Origin of the sequence: Pseudomonas morbosilactucae, from assembly GCF_023241665.1 — a bacterium.
In the GTDB taxonomy this organism is placed as follows: Bacteria; Pseudomonadota; Gammaproteobacteria; order Pseudomonadales; family Pseudomonadaceae; genus Aquipseudomonas; species Aquipseudomonas morbosilactucae.
In genome coordinates this window covers 73,023-89,417 of record NZ_JALQCX010000021.1, presented here as the reverse complement: position 1 = coordinate 89,417, position 16,395 = coordinate 73,023, and the positions used below count along the sequence as shown (strand labels likewise).

21 protein-coding genes are annotated in these 16,395 nt (G+C 62.0%); 11 read left to right on the top strand and 10 right to left on the bottom strand.

Annotated elements, in window-relative coordinates:
* Positions 1–830: calcium-binding protein (locus M1B35_RS13155; protein WP_268262135.1), on the bottom strand; the 830-nt coding region annotated here is incomplete at its 3' end.
* A 502-nt stretch (positions 831–1,332) separates the two neighbouring features.
* On the opposite strand from M1B35_RS13155, the gene M1B35_RS13150 reads away from it, so the two are divergent.
* Complete coding sequence (locus tag M1B35_RS13150; protein ID WP_268262134.1) at positions 1,333–1,557, top strand: hypothetical protein; 225 nt, start codon at positions 1,333–1,335, stop codon at positions 1,555–1,557.
* 136 nt (positions 1,558–1,693) lie between these two features.
* On the opposite strand, the gene M1B35_RS13145 is transcribed toward M1B35_RS13150, so the two are convergent.
* Both M1B35_RS13145 and M1B35_RS13140 read right to left on the bottom strand, forming a co-directional pair.
* Positions 1,694–2,176: a GNAT family N-acetyltransferase gene (locus M1B35_RS13145; RefSeq protein WP_268262133.1), complete on the bottom strand. Its 483-nt coding sequence runs from the start codon at positions 2,174–2,176 to the stop codon at positions 1,694–1,696.
* A 41-nt stretch (positions 2,177–2,217) separates the two neighbouring features.
* A complete protein-coding gene (locus M1B35_RS13140; protein WP_268262132.1) occupies positions 2,218–2,739 on the bottom strand; it encodes an AAA family ATPase in 522 nt (173 codons plus the stop codon).
* A gap of 211 nt (positions 2,740–2,950) precedes the next feature.
* Between M1B35_RS13140 and M1B35_RS13135 the strand changes: the two genes are divergently transcribed.
* The gene (locus tag M1B35_RS13135) at positions 2,951–3,646 is read left to right on the top strand and encodes a tRNA (adenine(22)-N(1))-methyltransferase (RefSeq protein WP_279653798.1); all 696 of its coding nucleotides are present in this window, start codon (positions 2,951–2,953) and stop codon (positions 3,644–3,646) included.
* A gap of 70 nt (positions 3,647–3,716) precedes the next feature.
* Here the strand turns inward: M1B35_RS13135 and M1B35_RS13130 are convergent, their stop codons facing one another.
* Positions 3,717–4,058: a hypothetical protein gene (locus M1B35_RS13130; protein WP_259740369.1), complete on the bottom strand. Its 342-nt coding sequence runs from the start codon at positions 4,056–4,058 to the stop codon at positions 3,717–3,719.
* 276 nt (positions 4,059–4,334) lie between these two features.
* On the opposite strand from M1B35_RS13130, the gene M1B35_RS13125 reads away from it, so the two are divergent.
* Positions 4,335–5,180: a LysR family transcriptional regulator gene (locus M1B35_RS13125; RefSeq protein WP_259740370.1), complete on the top strand. Its 846-nt coding sequence runs from the start codon at positions 4,335–4,337 to the stop codon at positions 5,178–5,180.
* Here M1B35_RS13125 and M1B35_RS13120 read toward each other — a convergent pair whose 3' ends face one another.
* Positions 5,181–5,306, bottom strand: a complete 126-nt coding sequence (locus M1B35_RS13120) for a hypothetical protein (RefSeq protein WP_259740371.1) — start codon at positions 5,304–5,306, stop codon at positions 5,181–5,183. It abuts the gene before it with no gap.
* A 203-nt stretch (positions 5,307–5,509) separates the two neighbouring features.
* Between M1B35_RS13120 and M1B35_RS13115 the strand changes: the two genes are divergently transcribed.
* The 6 genes from M1B35_RS13115 to M1B35_RS13090 all read left to right on the top strand — a co-directional run bounded on the left by M1B35_RS13115 (position 5,510) and on the right by M1B35_RS13090 (position 9,680).
* Entirely contained in the window at positions 5,510–5,797 is a 288-nt protein-coding gene (locus M1B35_RS13115; RefSeq protein WP_123331521.1) for a barstar family protein, read from the top strand.
* A 90-nt stretch (positions 5,798–5,887) separates the two neighbouring features.
* The gene (locus M1B35_RS13110) at positions 5,888–6,766 is read left to right on the top strand and encodes an EcsC family protein (protein WP_268262131.1); all 879 of its coding nucleotides are present in this window, start codon (positions 5,888–5,890) and stop codon (positions 6,764–6,766) included.
* A complete protein-coding gene (locus tag M1B35_RS13105; RefSeq protein WP_268262130.1) occupies positions 6,759–7,310 on the top strand; it encodes a GNAT family N-acetyltransferase in 552 nt (183 codons plus the stop codon). Before M1B35_RS13110 ends, M1B35_RS13105 begins: the two co-directional genes overlap by 8 nt.
* Positions 7,311–7,636: 326 nt before the next feature.
* Positions 7,637–8,266, top strand: coding sequence for a DUF2442 domain-containing protein (locus tag M1B35_RS13100; RefSeq protein ID WP_268262129.1), 630 nt, complete (start codon positions 7,637–7,639; stop codon positions 8,264–8,266).
* Between the two features lie 61 nt (positions 8,267–8,327).
* On the top strand, positions 8,328–8,774 hold the full coding sequence (locus tag M1B35_RS13095; RefSeq protein ID WP_123331529.1) for an NUDIX hydrolase: 447 nt from the start codon (positions 8,328–8,330) through the stop codon (positions 8,772–8,774).
* Between the two features lie 210 nt (positions 8,775–8,984).
* The gene (locus tag M1B35_RS13090) at positions 8,985–9,680 is read left to right on the top strand and encodes an OmpW/AlkL family protein (RefSeq protein WP_268262128.1); all 696 of its coding nucleotides are present in this window, start codon (positions 8,985–8,987) and stop codon (positions 9,678–9,680) included.
* Between the two features lie 83 nt (positions 9,681–9,763).
* Here M1B35_RS13090 and M1B35_RS13085 read toward each other — a convergent pair whose 3' ends face one another.
* The 4 genes from M1B35_RS13085 to M1B35_RS13070 all read right to left on the bottom strand — a co-directional run bounded on the left by M1B35_RS13085 (position 9,764) and on the right by M1B35_RS13070 (position 13,799).
* Positions 9,764–12,202, bottom strand: a complete 2,439-nt coding sequence (locus M1B35_RS13085) for a TonB-dependent siderophore receptor (protein ID WP_259740372.1) — start codon at positions 12,200–12,202, stop codon at positions 9,764–9,766.
* A gap of 103 nt (positions 12,203–12,305) precedes the next feature.
* Positions 12,306–12,842 (bottom strand): FecR family protein, encoded by a 537-nt coding sequence (locus M1B35_RS13080; protein WP_268262137.1) that lies wholly within the window; start codon positions 12,840–12,842, stop codon positions 12,306–12,308.
* Entirely contained in the window at positions 12,749–13,273 is a 525-nt protein-coding gene (locus tag M1B35_RS13075; RefSeq protein ID WP_268262127.1) for a FecR/PupR family sigma factor regulator, read from the bottom strand. Before M1B35_RS13075 ends, M1B35_RS13080 begins: the two co-directional genes overlap by 94 nt.
* Positions 13,266–13,799, bottom strand: coding sequence for an RNA polymerase sigma factor (locus tag M1B35_RS13070; protein ID WP_123331536.1), 534 nt, complete (start codon positions 13,797–13,799; stop codon positions 13,266–13,268). The genes M1B35_RS13075 and M1B35_RS13070 overlap by 8 nt, the downstream gene beginning before the upstream one ends.
* A 313-nt stretch (positions 13,800–14,112) precedes the next feature.
* Between M1B35_RS13070 and M1B35_RS13065 the strand changes: the two genes are divergently transcribed.
* The gene (locus tag M1B35_RS13065) at positions 14,113–14,688 is read left to right on the top strand and encodes a cupredoxin domain-containing protein (RefSeq protein ID WP_268262126.1); all 576 of its coding nucleotides are present in this window, start codon (positions 14,113–14,115) and stop codon (positions 14,686–14,688) included.
* Positions 14,689–14,707: 19 nt separating this feature from the next.
* Here M1B35_RS13065 and M1B35_RS13060 read toward each other — a convergent pair whose 3' ends face one another.
* Positions 14,708–15,601, bottom strand: coding sequence for a LysR family transcriptional regulator (locus M1B35_RS13060; protein ID WP_123331538.1), 894 nt, complete (start codon positions 15,599–15,601; stop codon positions 14,708–14,710).
* A 99-nt stretch (positions 15,602–15,700) separates the two neighbouring features.
* On the opposite strand from M1B35_RS13060, the gene M1B35_RS13055 reads away from it, so the two are divergent.
* On the top strand, positions 15,701–16,363 hold the full coding sequence (locus M1B35_RS13055; RefSeq protein WP_268262125.1) for an NADPH-dependent F420 reductase: 663 nt from the start codon (positions 15,701–15,703) through the stop codon (positions 16,361–16,363).
* Positions 16,364–16,395: the final 32 nt, after the last annotated feature.

The window sequence follows — 16,395 nt, the reverse complement described above, 5'->3', positions numbered from 1 at the left end:
CGTACTTCCACGTTGACCCCGGAGGACGAGGTCGAATAGTCGACCGTATCCACCCCTAGGCCGCCGTCGAAAGAGACGCCAAGGCCGTTACCGACAAAGGTGTCGTTGTAGTTGGAACCCACGATCTTTTCGATGTCGGTGTAGGTATCGCCGTCCGCAATACCGGTATTCACCCCGGTTTTCAGGTTGATCGTCACGCCGGTTTTGCTGTCGGTATAACCAACGATGTCGTAATCGGCCCCACCGAAGAATTGGTCGGCACCCGCACCACCGTACAGGGTGTCGTTGCCCGAGCCGCCGGTGATGATGTTGTCGCTGTCGTTACCGTAACCGATGAAACTTTGGTTACCGATGTAGGTGAGGTTTTCGACATTGGCCGTCAAAGTGGTGCCACTTGTACTGGCGACCAGTACCCGCACTTCATCGATGCCGCCACCAGCCTGCTCGACGATGGTCGGCTTGGCGGTGGTGTTAAGGTAATAGATATCGTCACCTGCACCACCTTCCAGGCGGATGGTTGCATTGGCCGCATTCGGCCCTGCAGTGAGGGTGTCATTGAAGGCCGAACCGATGACGGTTTCGATGTTGTTAAGGGTGTCCCCCTCTGCATCACCCCCTTGTCCGACCAGGCCGACCCCGAGGCGCAAGTCCACATTGATACCTTCGGCAGAGGCCGAATAGTCCACAGTGTCGATGCCAGCGCCACCATCGATCTTGTCCGCCCCCGCACTGCCCTTGATGACATCATTGCCGGCTAGGCCATTGATCTCATCATTTCCACTGGTACCTGTCAGCGTATCCGCGCCGGTTGTTCCATTGATAACTGCCATTTATGTCTTCCTTGCCTTGATGTTGAACGAGATGCCATGAAAAAGGGGAGAGCACTGCCAATGTCGAAATAAATATCGCTTTCACCCATTTCGGCCGTCGCAAACCAAACGTGAAAATAAATAGCAGCTTGAAATAAAAAAAATCGGTGACGAAGACCTGCTTTGCAAGCTGCTACTTGAGCGATATGACGTTGATCGTTGGTATTACGACCTCTACTCGCCGCTGGTTCTGGCTATTTATGAAGAAGACAAAGCCCAGGCCAGCACGCTATTGCAGCCGTACTGTGACGTCTGGTACCCGGCGTTTGAGTAAGCGCCCCGGCACGACACCCACCTGCTGCGAGAGATTTTCAGCCGAGCCACTCGAAACATGCAGCGCCTTTGGAGTAGGGCGTTGGGCTGGACTGCCCCCAGCAGCGGCAAACTTCAGTAGTGATAGACTTCGCCCCCATCAAAGGGCTAGAAAAAGTACTTTGCCTGAAGCGAGCGTGAGTCAATAAAGATGAAGTACGAACTTTGGCTTGATCCTGATGACGGCCAAACATTTTGTCTAAGCGGGCCTCAAGGTGATAGTGCTCGTGGACTTCTTCACGCCGAAGCCAAGCGTGTTTGGGAAGTTGAAGCGGGAAGCCACTTTGAGGCGATGACGAAGTACTACTCCTATATGGAGTGGGGCGAATACAAGACCGATTTTTTCGATCAGGATCAAACTCCCTCACCGCAATAGAGCAAGACTTACCTAGCCTTCAAGTGAGCATAAGTTCTAGCTTTCAGTTCAGTTTCACTGATCGTCCGTCTCCGGCCAAAAGTGCTCGCTCACTGTTCAAGAAACCTGGGGCGGTTCAGGCAGAGGCTTTTTTGAGTCAGGTCTGCACCTGCCAGAACATGGTCTGGACCAGGATGTGCGGATGGCTTTCCAGGGGCTCCCACTCATCGATGAAGGAGAAGCCCTGCTTCAGATAGAAGTGCGCGGCTCTTGTATTGTCGGGAGAGACGTCCAGAAAAACCCGATCATGGCCTTTCTCGATCGCCCGGCGTTTCACTGCATCGACCAGCCGACTCGCTATGCCAGAGCCACGTGCCGAGGGCTCGATCCACATCCCGATCAAGTTGTAGCGACGGGTGCCACTGACTGCGGCGCCGATCATGCCCACGGGTGTGTGGTCCTTGAAGGCCAGCCAGAATTCCGTTCGGGTTGACGAGGCTCGTTCTTTCCACTGTTCGTCACTGTAGTTCGCGGCGGTTGAGTAACTCACGCCAAAGGCTGTCGGTGTGTCCAAAAGCGCGGCGAGGCGCACGCGCTTTAAATGCATCCAGTCCGTGGTTTGCGTCAGTCGAATGTCCATGTCCTTCCTTAAAATCGGCAAAACGCCAGAATAGCCCAGGCTCAAGCTCGGGCGGGCAAACCGTCCAGAAACTCGGAAACCTCGCGAGTGCTGCGCAGTTGAATCACTGGGATCTGCGGGGCGATGGCCTGGCGCACGGCCTCGATGCCGGGGCGGTTTACCCGGTCGAAATGCCACACGAAGCTGAGAAATTTCAAGAACGCCTTATTCAATTTCTCGGTACAGCCCGCGGGCAGATCCGTCCGTGGTCGATTCAGCGCGCTGCGGAGCATGACTCGGCGCAAGCAGGTGGCTCGGTGGGTGTCGAGCCAGATGACCAGGTCGGCACGGGGCAGTCGCAGGTCAAAGGTGCGGCGGGAATAGTTGCCTTCACTGATCCAGGTGTCCCCGGAGACGGCTTGCTCGACCCGTGTGCGGAACACCTGGTTATCCGCCTCCACCCAGTCGGGCTCCCAGAACAGTCTATCCAGGTGGACCACCGGCAGATTCAGGCGGCGGCCGAGTTCACGGGCCAGGGTCGATTTGCCACTTCCCGCGTTGCCCAGAATAACGATGCGCTGCATCAGCAAATCCCTGCTGTAAAAAAACGCGCCAGTCTATCAAGAGCGCAGGTATCTGGCCTCGGTGACGTGGCCCAGCATAGGTTTTCAGAGGGGCGCTCAGGGTTTGAGCCTGGCCCTTGTCGCATAAATTTGAAATGTACGGCGATGCTCGACAGAATCGCGCCCCAATCCGGCCAAAGGTGCCGGGTGTTCGTGGTGAAAGGGGCGGCAGTTGAACCAACAGACATTGTCCGTGCGCCTGGAGCGTGTGGCGGCGCACGTGCCAGCGGGTGCGCGCCTGGCCGATATCGGCTCGGACCACGCCTACCTGCCGGTGGCGTTGATGCGCCGAGGCGTCATTGTGGCGGCGGTGGCCGGCGAGGTGGCCTTGACCCCGTTCTACTCGGCGGAGCGTACCGTGCGTGAGAACGGTCTGGAGCAGCGCATCACTGTGCGCCAGGCCAACGGCCTGGCGGCGATCGAGGCCGAAGACGGGATTACAGCGATCAGCCTCTGCGGCATGGGCGGCGAAACCATTCGCGACATCCTCGACAGCGGCAAAACGTACCTGAGCGGGCAGGAGCGGCTGATCCTGCAGCCCAATGGCGGCGAGCAGCCTCTGCGCCAATGGCTGATGGACAACGGCTATCGCATCCTCGCGGAAGAAGTGCTGCGGGAAAACCGCTTCGACTACGAAATCATCGTTGCCGAACGCTCCGGGCCGGTGACCTACAGCGCCGAGGAACTGTACTTTGGCCCACAGCAGATGCAGGCACGCAGCCCGGCGTTCCTGCTGAAGTGGCAACGCTTGCTGCGCCTGAAGCAGCAGACCCTAAGCAACTTCGCCAAGGCGCGGCAGGCCGTACCCGAGGCGACAGTGCAGGAAACTGTCCGGCAGGTTCGGTGGATCAGCGAGTTGCTGTCCTAGCGCCGCTCTCTGACTGTCGAATTCGCAGCAAAGCGTTTTCGCGCAGTCAGAGGCGCACGCGCAGGGCTACTTATGCATGGGCATCGACGCCGATCTGCGCTTGCAGCCAGTCCTGATAGACCGCTGTGCTGTCGGTCGACAGGCCGCCATTTTTGGCGGTGATGGTCTTGCCGTCCAGGCGTCCGATTTCGACCAGGTACTGCAGGCCCTGGAGCACATGGCTGGCAGCGTCCTTGCTCAGTGACGACACGTCGGGAAGCTCGACGGTGTTGTTTTTGTCGTCGATGGTCGCCCAGGTGGGATTGGCTCTATAGGTGGCGATCATCGTTGCGTTGGAGCGTTCCGACTCAAGAAAGGTAGCGTCCAGTTTGGCCTGGAGTTCCGGTGTCGCGTTGGCGACCTGAATCCTCATGGACTTCAGGGTGCCATTCTCCAAGGATCTGATGAGCGCGTTATAGCCCGGCATTTTGGATGAGGTGCTTCCTATCATGTTGCGACTCCTTGGTGGTTTGCCGGGAAACAGAGCAAAACTCAGGCCAGTGGCTGCAAACCTTGCCCTGCTAGGCTTTGACGCTGGCGACAGGGGCAGGGCGGTGGCACAGGCTTGCCGAGGCTGGCAAGCCGTTGCCACCGCTGGCCCGGCGCCGTGGTAACGTCGCGCTCTCTGTCTGCCTTGCTGTGTTTCTCAATGAAAATGCCCGACATCGACGCTATCCAGGCCTTCGTCCTGGTCGCCGAACTCAAGAGCTTCACCCGCGCCGCCGACGCCCTGGGCGGAACCCAGGCGGCCATCAGCCTGAAGATCAAGCGATTGGAGGAAGGCCTGGGCCGCAAGCTATTGGAGCGCACGCCTCGACGGGTGATTTTGTCTGCCCAGGGCCAGGTGTTCCTGGCCAGCGCCCGGCGCCTGCTGGACAACTACCAGGAAGCAATCAACTGCTTCGGCCAACAGAAACGCACCTTGCGGGTGGGCGTCAGCCATCACATCGTCGGTGCCGACCTGAGCCAATGGCTGCGGCGCCTGGCCAACACTGACCCGGATGTGGTGGTTGCCTTCAGCCTTGGCACTTCCCGAGACATGCTCGACGGCTACGAACAGGGCCGGCTCGACGTGGCCTTGATTCTGCGCCACGACAATCGCCGCCAGGACGGCGAGGTGATCGGCACTGAACGCTTTGACTGGATGGCGGCCGAGGACTTCCGACTGTCACCCGGCGCACCGTTGCCCCTGGCTATCCAGCCCGATCCCTGTGGCATGCGCAGCATGGTGATGAGCGCCCTGGACGCCGAGGACCGGCTGTGGGAAGAGGCCTTTGTCGGCAGCGGCATCCTCGCCATTGGCGCCGCGGTGGTGGCTGGCATTGGCATCGGCGCCATGGTCGGCCGCATGGCACCTGAAGGCTGTGTGAGTGTGCAGCAACGCTTCGATCTGCCGCTGCTGCCCAGTCGCGACGTGGTGCTGTACAGCGGCCAGCGCGACGCCCAGGCCCAGGCGTTGATCCGGGCCTTGAGCGACGGTATTGCAGGTTCCTGATCAGTGCAGCAGGTGCCCGATCCAACTGCCCAGCAGGGTCAGGCTGACGATCAGCAGGCTGGCGACGCCGAAGGCGGCGAGCTGGATCAGCAAGGCGGTAAGCGGTGGTATCCGGAGCGGTTCCATGGGGGCTTCCTTTGGCAGTGATGGCCGCCAAAGTATGGGCAGGGCCCGGGGCATGAAACAGGTGCTGCGGGCTATTTCAGTGATAAGCACAACGGCGGGTTAGTGCGGCCATTGCCAGGCTAAATGGATGGGCACACGGCCCCTTGGCCACCCTGAAGTTCCGTTATCCTGTGCTCCGATCAATCAGCTTCGAGGGGCAGGAAATGGACCGCGTGCCAGTGGTAGACATCGATCTGAGTAGCGTGACCACCGCAGGTGAACTCCATGGCCGTTTGCGCGACGCCCTGGGTTTTCCCGATTGGTACGGCTGTAATTGGGACGCGTTCTGGGACGCGATCACCGGGCTGGTGGACTTGCCCGAGCAGTTGCGGATTACCGGTTGGCCGGTGTTGTCCCAGCGCCTGCCGGAGGATGCTCGGCTGATGAAGAAATGCCTGGCTGAAATGAACACCCAATACCCGGAGATGGCCACGCAGGTGCTGTTCGACTGAGCTGGGCTCGACAGGTGCCCTAGGAACGCCGGGGGGCCAGCAAGGTCCATGTTGTGGCGCTTGGATTCAAGGGCCTACAGAGCGCCAACCATGGAGAAGCCGATGAACATCAAAGACAGCCCGGAGGACTACCAGGACCTCAAGCGTGCGGTGCGGTTGCTGGAAGCTCCGTCCCTGGCGGCGCGCCTTTCCGGCTTGCTCGGTTCGCCCATTGAAAGCGCGGTGAAGGCCTTGCCGGCGGTGGTGGCGAAAAAGATCAATGGTGCGGTGGTGGCCGCGCTGCACAGCTCCGCCGACGCCGCCTTGTGGAGCCTGGCCAACAGCCCGAAGAAGCAAGCCTCCCCCTTGCTGCACAAACTCTATGCCGCCACGTCGGGAGCGGTGGGCGGGGCGTTCGGCTTTACCGCGCTGTTTGTCGAGCTGCCGGTGTCCACCACCATCATGATGCGCTCGGTGGCGGACGTGGCCCGCAGCGAAGGCTTTGATCTGGACGACCTGGCCACCAAGCAGGCCTGCATCGAAGTGTTTGCCATGGGCGGCAACAGCAGCGCGGATGACGCGACCGAGACCGGTTATTACATCACCCGCAGCTTCACCACCCAGGCCATGCAGCAACTGTCCAAGGAGCTGGCGGCCATCGCCGCCAAACAGGGCGCCGGCGCTGTCAGCCGCTTATCGCCGGGGCAGGTGGGCACCTGGCTGGCGGTGCTGATCGAGAAAGTCGCGACGCGTTATGGCGTGACCATTTCCAGCAAATTCGCGGCCCAGGCGGTGCCGGTGATCGGCGCCTTTACCGGTGCCACCATCAATGCGCTGTTCACCGATTTCTATCAGGACATGGCCCGTGGGCACTTCACCGTGAAGCGCCTGGAGGAACAGTACGGCTATGAACAGATCAAGAGCGAGTACGCCGAGATCATCGGCAAGCCACTGAGTACACAAGGGCCGGGCAGCCATCCACATGACTGATTTTCCGCTTCTCCAGACCCCGCGCCTGATTCTCAGGGAGCTGGGCCCGGCCGACCTTCCGGCGCTGTTCGCCATTCACAGCGATGCCCAGGCCATGCAGTGGTTCGGCACCGATCCCATGACCGAATACCGGCAGGCCGAGCAATTGCTGGCCCAATTCGCCAGTTGGCGGGCCTTGCCCAACCCGGGCGTTCGCTGGGGCATCGAGCGCCCGTCCGTACCGGGCCTGCTGGGCACCTGCGGCCTGTTCAAATGGAACCGCCCGTGGCGCAGTTGCGCCATCGGCTTCGAACTGGCGCGTGAAGCGCAAGGGCAGGGGCTGATGACGGAGGCACTGGAGGCCATCCTCGGCTGGGGTTTTGCCCACATGGGCTTGAATCGGATCGAAGCCCAAGTGCATCCGCAGAACCTGGCGTCCCTGAGGTTGCTGGAGCGGGCAGGTTTTGTCCGCGAAGGGGTTTCACGTCAGGCGGGGTATTGGCTGGGGGCCCACCATGATCTGGTTCAGTGCTCGTTATTGAGGGCACAGGCTTTCGCTGAGTAGAGACAGGCTCCGCCCCGGGTTGCTCTTCAAGAACAGTTCAAATCACCCACGCCGCCTATTGTGCAAAGCCCAGGTTTAACTCAGTGACGCCCAACGCCGAACTGCGCTTATTCGCAGTGCCTCTCTGTGGCGGGCTGATCCGGTTGTTGTTTGGCGCGCCGGGCGGGCCACAGGAGGCCATCGCATTGCGCGGTGAACTGGGCCTCTGCTGGATCAGTTGATTCTGCCGTTGCTGCTCGTAGGCTTGCTGGCTGGGGCGGTGTTTACCGCATTGGGCGGGTTGTGCCAGCATCGTTGCCTATGAAGCTCTGGAAACGGCCCACCTGATGAATCTCAGCCCTATCATTGCTGTTCGTTTCGACCAGGACCGGCTCTGCCTGGCGTGGGCCGACGGCTTGTCGCTGCACCAGCCCTTGGCCCGTTACCGTCCGTTGCAGGAGGCCACGCCTGAGCAGCGCGAGGACTTCCGGATTCACACCCGAGGCCTTTCGGTATGCTGGCCTCATTTGGGCAAGGCAGGGGTTCACATTGGTGCAATCGACTGGATCTGGGAGCACTTGTGCCTTGAATCCCAGGCTCGGCTGCAATCGCTGGCCGGGCAGTTGGATGAGCTGCCCGAGGATGATCAGTGCATCCTGGCGCTCTGGCGGCTACAAACGAGCGCTCACAACGGCGGTAGCCTGCAATGCCTGTCCAATGGGTGCGAGGCGTTCGATGAACGGGCGCTGCATGCCCTGACGGCCATCGGTGCACGCCACACCTGGTCGGTACTCAGGCGGCACCGGCAGTCGATGGGGACTTTTGCGAATCTTCCGTCACGGCAGCGTCAGCAAGGTATCGCCCAGCCGCTGAGTGGTGACGCCCATGAGCGGCTCGGCGAAACGCTGCATGAGCAACTCCGCTCAGCGATGGAGGAGCTGCCGGCGTTGGCAGTGAAGTATTTCTACGTGGGTTGATGCTCCTCCCGCCATGCTCTAATGCCGCGCCTTACCCCCTTTGAATGGACGTCACCCCCCCATGGCTGAACCTCGTATTCGCGCCCTTGCGCTGTGCGTCTTCCACCACCAGGGCAAGATCCTGGTCAATCAATTCCAAGATGCGGATCAGCAACAGATGCTGTTCCGGCCCCTGGGCGGCGGGATCGATTTTGGTGAGCACAGTGCCCAGGCCATTGTCCGGGAAGTGCAGGAGGAGTTGGGGCAGTCGATCAACAACCTGCGGCTGATCGGCACCCTGGAAAGTCTGTTTGTGTACGACGGCAAACCGGGTCATGAAATCGTCCAGGTGTACGACGCCCGTTTCGAGGATTCGACGCTCTACCAGCGCTCCCAACTCGACGCCCAGGAAAGCGACGGCGCGCCCTTTGTGGCCCGTTGGCATGGCAGCGCAAGCTTCACTGCGCAGACGCCGTTGGTTCCCCAAGGGCTGGGCGAACTGCTGAAGAATGCCGGCTTGCTGGACTGAGCGCCTCCTGTCGCGATTGGCCACAGCACGCCTGACTCCGGACTCGATCCACGAAACACCCAGCAACGCATCCCACGCCTGAACAGCCTCGGCCTCTGTCATTCGGCAGATGTGCGCGGTTACCGGCTTCTCGATACTCAAGCCTCCCTGGCACAGCCCGCCGTGAGCACGGCTGGCGGGTTGGCCGTTGTTCGAGTTGTGGAGTGATGCATGCGTAAGTTGACCCTTCTGAGTACCAGCCTATTGCTGTCGACCCTGGCCGTTTCCACGGCCCAGGCTTTCGAGGCCGGCGACATCATTGTTCGCGCCGGCGCGGTGACGGTGGACCCGCGAGAACGCAGCTCCAGCGTCAATGTCGATCGTGGTGCCCTGGCCGGCACCAGCCTGGGAGGCAAGGCGAGCCTGGGCAGCGATACCCAATTGGGCCTGAACTTCGCCTACATGCTGACCCAGAATCTGGCAGTTGAACTGCTGGCGGCGACCCCCTTTGAACACGACGTGAGCCTCAGTGGCACCGCCGGCGGCATCGCCGATGGCAAGCTCGGCTCCCTCAAGCACCTGCCGCCGACCCTGAGCCTGCTGTATTACCCGATGCACAGTCGATCGGCCTTCCAGCCCTATGTGGGGGCGGGGATCAATTACACCTGGATCTACGATGAGAAAGTCGGCAGCCAGGCGGCAGCCGCAGGTTTCGACAATTTCCACGCCAGCAACTCCTGGGGCTGGGCGGCCCAGGTGGGCATGGACTACATGCTCTCCGACCGGCTGATGCTCAACGCGCAGATGCGCTATATCGACATTGAAACCGATGCCTATGTGAGCAATGGCAACCTCGGGGTCCGCTCCAAGGTGAATGTGAACGTCGATCCGTTCGTCTACATGCTGGGGTTGGGGTATCGGTTCTAGGCGCCGGGACCCTGTGGTGCAACACCCCGTGCCCGGATTGATCCGCGCCATGCCGGGCCCTGTCGCCCGGCATGGCCAAGGTTTCAGAAGTCCCAGCGGGTGCTGAGCATGAAGTTGCGCGGTTCGCCGTAGGCCGCCGAGTTATAGAAACCGACGTTGGTGTAGTAGGACTTGTCGAAGATGTTGTTGACGTTGAGGGTCGCCGACAGGTTCTTGGTGATCTGGTAGCGGGTCATCAGGTCCACCAGCCAGTAGGCATCCTGGGAGATGTCTTCGTTGATCTTCAGCGGCGTGTTGTAGATCGAGTACCAGCCCACGCTCTGCCAGCGCAGGCCACCACCGACGGTCAGCTTGTCCAGGTCGCCCTTGAGCTTGTAGCTGGTGTAGAGGTTGACCTGATTCTCCGGTTCGAAAGTGGAGATCTTGTCGCCCTCGTCATCACGCACGATCTTGTGGGTGTAGCCGGCCTGCACTTGCCAGCCGGGGCTCAGCTCGCCGGAAATCTCCAGCTCGTAGCCCTTGGTGACCGCCTTGGCGCCCTTGAAGGCGTAGTTGTCCGGCGTCGGGGTCTGGTTGTTGTAGGCATCGTCCGGCACCGAGCGGTTGGTCTCGTGCACTTCGAAGTAGGCCAGGCTGCTGTTCAGGCGGCCTTCGAAGAATTCGCCCTTGAGTCCCAGTTCATAGTTCTGGCCTTCGTCCGGGTTGAGCAGCTTGCTGTCCCGGTCCTTGTTCCAGCTTTCCTGGGGCATAAAGATATCGGTGTAGCTGGCGTAGACCGAGAAGTGGTCGTCGAGGTCATAGACCGCGCCGATGTAAGGCACGAAGCGTCCGGTCTCCTTGTAAGACGGTGTCAGCCCGGTCAGGTGATAGTTGACGACACGCCCGCCGAGGAACAGGTTGAGGTCATCCATCAGGTTGAGGCGGGTGGTCATGTAGGCGCCGGTCTGGCGCACTGTGTCGTCGGTACGCTGGGCCGGCAGACCCCAGATGGGCCGCTCGATCTTGCCGCGCCAGTTGTAGAAGTCCACCACGTTGCCGTTGGCTCCGAGGAAGTCCGGGGACCAGTAGCCCTTGCCGGTCCAGCGCGAGTTGGCAATGGAACCCCCCAGCACCAGTTCATGCTCGCGGCCGAACAGGCTGAAGGGGCCGCTGAGATACAGGTCGGCGGAGTCGCTGACGGTGTCGCCGGTGTACTTCTGCGCGTTGACCTTGGCCGTGCCATCGGTCTGTGGCTCGTCGAACTGGATCGAGCCGAGTTCGGCGTGGTAGCTGTTGATCTTGTGGTCCAGTTGCAGCTTGGTGACCCAGCCATTCCCCAGGTCGTGCTCAAGCATGGCAAACGCGGTGCGGGTGTATTGCTCCCAGCCGCTCCAAGTCGCGCCGTTGTTGTAGGAGCGCGACATGCTGTTGTGCCCACCGGTCGAGTTGATCAGCGGGAAGGTGCCGGACCAGCTGGAGCCTTTGGGAATGTTGTCCTGGTAGTCGCCGCCCACGGTCAGCAGGGTGTCGGGGGACAGGTCGAACTCGAGGATGCCGTAATAGGTCGAGGTCTTGCGCGAGTAGTGGTCGATAAACGACTGCTTGTCCTGGTAGGCGGCGACCGCACGACCGCGGACATTGCCGGTTTCGGTCAGCGGCCCGCTGACATCCAGTTCGCTGCGGTAGTTGTCCCAGGAGCCCATGCCCAGGGAGGCATGGCCCTGGAACTCGGCGGTGGGCTTCTTGCGCACCAGGTTGATGGTGGCGCCCAGGGAGCCGGCGCCGGTGAGCAGGCCGGTGGCGCCCTTGAGCACCTCGACCCGGTCGTAGATCGCCATGTCGCTGAGGGTGTTGCCGGCCGAGTAGGCGACGTTGCGTACGGTGGAAGGAATGCCGTCGTACTGGAAGTTGTTGATCGAGAAGCCGCGAGCGTAGTAGTTGGTGCGGTCGGTGTCATAGGCCGAGACAGTAATGCCCGGGGTGTGGCGCATCACATCGTCGACATTGTTGAGGCCGAAATCCTCCATGTGCTGTTGGGTGATCACGGTGATCGACTGCGGGGTCTGCCGTGGGGTCAGCACCAGTCGGGTAGCGGTGGCGATGGTGCCGGGGGTGTAGGAGCCGCTGCCTTCGGTGACGGTGCCCAACTGGTTGCTGACGATCTGGGTGGCGCCCAGTTCCAGGGTCTGGCTGCTCTGGGGCAGGCGAGTCAGCAGCACTGCGTTGCTGCCGTTGCGTTCGAAGCCCAGGCCGGTGCCCGCCAGCAGTGTGCTTAGTGCCTGTTCCGCGCTCATGCGGCCGCTGACCCCCGCTGACTCAATCCCCTGGGCCATCGCCGAGGAATAGGCGATTTGCAACCCGCTCTGGGTGCTCAGTTGATCCAGGGCATTGGCCAGGGACTGGCGGGCGATGGAAAAACTGTGGGTGCTCGGCGTTTGATTGCCGGGGGCAGCGGCGGGCTCGACGGCCGCCACAGGGCTGCAGGCCAGGCAGATGGCCAGCGCCAGGATGCTGCGGGCAGGGGTGAGTGTTGTCAGGTGCATGGAAGTCCCGTACGGAATAGGAATGATTTGCAACAGCAAACACCCTGACGGGTTGACCTCAGGAAAGCCGTAAAACTTTTTTCAGCTTCCCTCGGTCGGGTGTTCAGCGCAGGACCAGGACGCCTCCCGGCAGACGGGTGAGCTCGGTGTTGGTGACTTTGCTCAGCGCCTGGACGATGGCGTGGGGGTCGTCGAGCCGGTAGTTGCCGCTGACGTTCTGCTGCGCTGCGCTGGCGTTGAACAGCAGGATCGGCGCCCGGTAGTAACGACGCAATTCTCCCAGCACTTGGGCCAGGGGCGCGTCCTGGAAGGACAGGCGGCCGTCGATCCAGGCCATCTGCCGCTCACTGCCTTCAAGGTTCAAGGGTTGCAGGTGATGATCGCGCAGTTGCTGCCAGTTGCCGGCTTGCAGCAGGCTCTGCTCGCCATTGTCGTCGGCCAGCCGCACCCGGCCTTCACGCACGGCCACGGTCAGGCCATCGGCGTGGCGGCTGACACTGAACTGGGTGCCGACCACGGTCACCGTGGCACTGCCGGCCTCGATGGTCAGCGGCCGGGACTGATCGTGGAAGGCCTCGACATAGAGTTCGCCCCGCAGCAGGCGGATACGTCGGTGATTGGCACTGAAGTCGCTGCTGATGGCGCTGTGGCTGCCCAGGACAACATGGGAGCCGTCGCCAGATCGAAGCGCTCGACCTGGCCGATGGCGCTCAGGTGATCGGCTTGCAGGCGCATGGGTAGGTCGCCGATCCAGCCGGCGCCGAGCATCACCAGCAAGGCGGCCGCCGCGGCCAGCCAACGCTGGGGGCGACGTTGCCTGCGTGCCGGGGCAGAGGCGGCCGGCAGCTCCAGGTCCAGCGCCAGATGTTCCAGCGCCTGCTCGAAGGCGCTGGCGTTCCACAGGTTCTCCAGGGCACGGAAGGCCTCGGCATGCTGTGGATCGGCGCTGCGCCACTGTTCGAAGCGCTGGCGCAGCAGCACGTTGTGGGTCATGGCCTCACGCTGGGTGAACCAGTCGCTCGCCTGCTCGCGCGCGGCGTCACCGGGAAGGGCTGTGAGGTGTTCAGTCATCAGGGTTCTGCCGGTCAGTGGCTTTGATGCAGGCATTGAGTGCTTGGCGCAGGTCTTTTTCCACCGTGCTCAGGGAAACCTGCAAGCGCTGGGCAATCTCGCTTTGCGAAAGATCGTGCAGTTTATGCAAAACCAGGATTTGTTGCTGGCGTTTGGGCAGGGTGGCCAGGACCTGCTGCAGCAAGTGCAGTTGCTGTTGGCCCTGGGCATGGCTTTCCGGGCCGGGCGCGCCGGTGGGCACCTCGCTGAGCTGGCTGCTGTCGGCGGGTTGGAACTCGAAACGCCTTTTGCTGCGCTGGCTGCGCAAGTGGTCGAAGGCCAGGTACTGGGCGGTCTGGTAGAGGAACGGCTGCAAGTGCTCGATGGGGCGGGCCTTCAGCGCCTGGGCCACACGCAAGTAGGTTTCCTGGGCCAGATCCTCCGCCAGGTTGGCGCAACCGACCACCCGCGACAGCATGCGGATCAGCCCCCCGCGCTGCGCAATGAACAGCGCGCTGAGTTGTTGTTGGTTGTCTCCGGTTTCCATCGCCTACTGTCCCCACTCGCTGATATGGCCCAGCGTGAATGGGTGGATATTCTAATGAGAATCCTTATCATTACTAGTTTTTTTCAGACCTGCTGCATGGGCCGCAGGGCCGGTTCGCTGCTAGGCGTCCGGTCCGAGAGTCGCGGGCCGTTTCAGTCCGGCAACTCCATGGCGTTGCTATTCCCCTGGCGCCGATGTCGGGAGCCTCCAAGTGACGGGGCCAGCATTGCCGAGGATTGATGAACGCTTTATAAAACGCCAGCGACTGAGCGTCGTTATTGTCACTGGAACCCGACCCGCAAGGAGCGACACATTGAGTCAATTGCCTCTGCCTTCCCACGTCCATGCCCACACCTTCTCCCATTCCCTGTCGCTGCGCCTGTTGGGCGTGGCCGGCCTGCTGGTCTCCCTTGCCGGCTGCGGAGCGCTGACTGATGTGCGGTCTTTTTCCACCCCTTATTCGACGCCTCCGGGTGGCGAAACCGTGCGCGTGCGGGTGATCAGTGACGGCATGGTGCGGGGCGTGCCTCGGTCTGACTGTGTCGATTTTCGCTTGCCGGGCGCCGGGGTCATGGTGGTGGCCCGTGACGGCTACGCCAACCGCAACGGCGAGAGCCTGGGCATGCCGGCCCCCGTCCAACCCACGGTGCCGGGCACCCGCAGCGAGCTGTTGGTCCCGGCGGGCCAACCCATCGCGTTTCACTACCTTGGCGCCCAGTGCTACAACCTGTTCAGCTTCGTGCCCAAGGCTGGCATGGACTACCAGGTGGAAGCCTCGGGGCTGTACAAATGCGGGGTGATGCTCAAGCAGGCGCCCGTGGGTTCGGCAACGTTCTCCAGCGCGCCGTTGAACGACAGCAAACTCTGCCGGGTGACGGATAACCTGTAACGCATCGGGGCCACCGGCCTTATGGCGCCGCGAACCACAGCATCGCCGCATCGATAAACCGCCGGACCTTGGCGGTTTTTTGTCGATGGGCGCTGTACAGCAGGTGCATCGGCCGGCTGGGCGTCTCGAAAGCGTCCAGCAGCCTGACCAGTTCGCCCCGGCGCAACGCCGGTTCGAGGAAGTCCGCCGGGCCCAGGACGATGCCGAAACCATCCACCGCTGCCGACAGCAGCGCCTTGCTCTCGTTGACCTGCAAACGACTGCGGACCGGCACTTCATGCACATCGGCGCCCTGGCAGAACTGCCATTGACGGTCGGCCGGGCGCGACCAGTAGGCATAGCCCAGGCACTCGTGCTGTTGCAGGTCGGCGGGGTTCAGCGGCGTGCCATGTTCTGCCAGGTAGCGGGGCGCTGCGCACACGATCAAGCGATAGGGCGCCAGGGGCCTGGCGGTCAAACTGGTGCTGCCCAGCGGGCCGATGCGAAACGCCGCTTCGTAGCCTTCCTCCACCAGATCAACCGCGCGATCGGTCAGATGCAGGTCGATTTCCACCTCTGGAAATTGCCGCAGGAAATCGGTCACGAAGGGCATCAGGCTGTAAGAGCCGAAAGTCACCGGGGCACTGACTTTGAGTGTGCCGCGGGGCGTGTCGGTCATGATTTGAGCCAGCGAGTCAGCAGCCTGAGCCTCACTGACAATGTGCTTGCAGCGCTCGTAATAGGCGCTGCCCAATTCGGTCAGGCTTTGCCGGCGCGTGGTGCGGTTGAGCAGCCGAGCGCCCAGCCGATGCTCCAGGGCGGCCACATGTTTGGCGACCATTTGCGGCGACATGCCCAGGCGCTGGGCGGCGCCGGCGTACGAGCCGGCTTCGGCGGCCATGACAAAGGCGCCCATGCTGGTGAGCCGATCCATTCAATACTCCTGGTAATGAGACTAAGTACCAGGCGGCAATTTATCTCCAGCTGGTTGCTAATCATCATAGGCCCCTGCAAACCAATCACGGAGAACATCATGCAGATCGGAATCATCGGCGCAGGTTTTATCGGGCGCGCTGTGGCGCAGTTGGCCATCGCTGCAGGGCACTCAGTCATGCTCAGCAACTCCCGTGGCCCCCAGACCATGAGCAGCGTGTTGAGCGGTATTGCCGGCAGCCAGATCGGCACGGTCGAGGCGGCGGCAGGGTTCGGCGACGTGGTGCTGGTGGCCATCCCGCTGGAGCACTATGCAAGCCTGCCCGCCCAGTGGCTGGCCGGGAAAATCGTGCTGGATGCCAACAACTACTACCCCGAGCGCGACGGCCACATCGGCGCCCTGGACCGCTTTGAAACCACCACCAGCCGCCTGCTCGCCGAGCACCTGGCGGGCGCCACGGTGGTCAAGGTATTCAACGCCATCCTGGCGGGTGACCTGCTTGAGCACGGGCGGCCGAGTGGCGCTGCCGACCGCCGGGCTCTGCCCATTGCGGCGGACGATGCCGAGGCAAAAGTGCGGGTCGTGCAACTGCTGGACGAGCTGGGTTTTGATGCGGTGGACGGGGGTGGGCTGGATGACAGTTGGCGCTTCGAACGCGCCAAGCCGGCGTACTGCAAACCCTTGGACAAACAGGGGCTGCAGGCGGCCCTGGCTGCGGCTGAGCGGCGGGTCGAGGTGCCCGAGGGGGCGTGGCGGCATTAACCAGGAGGGGGCGGCGGCAGCGGGCAGGGTCA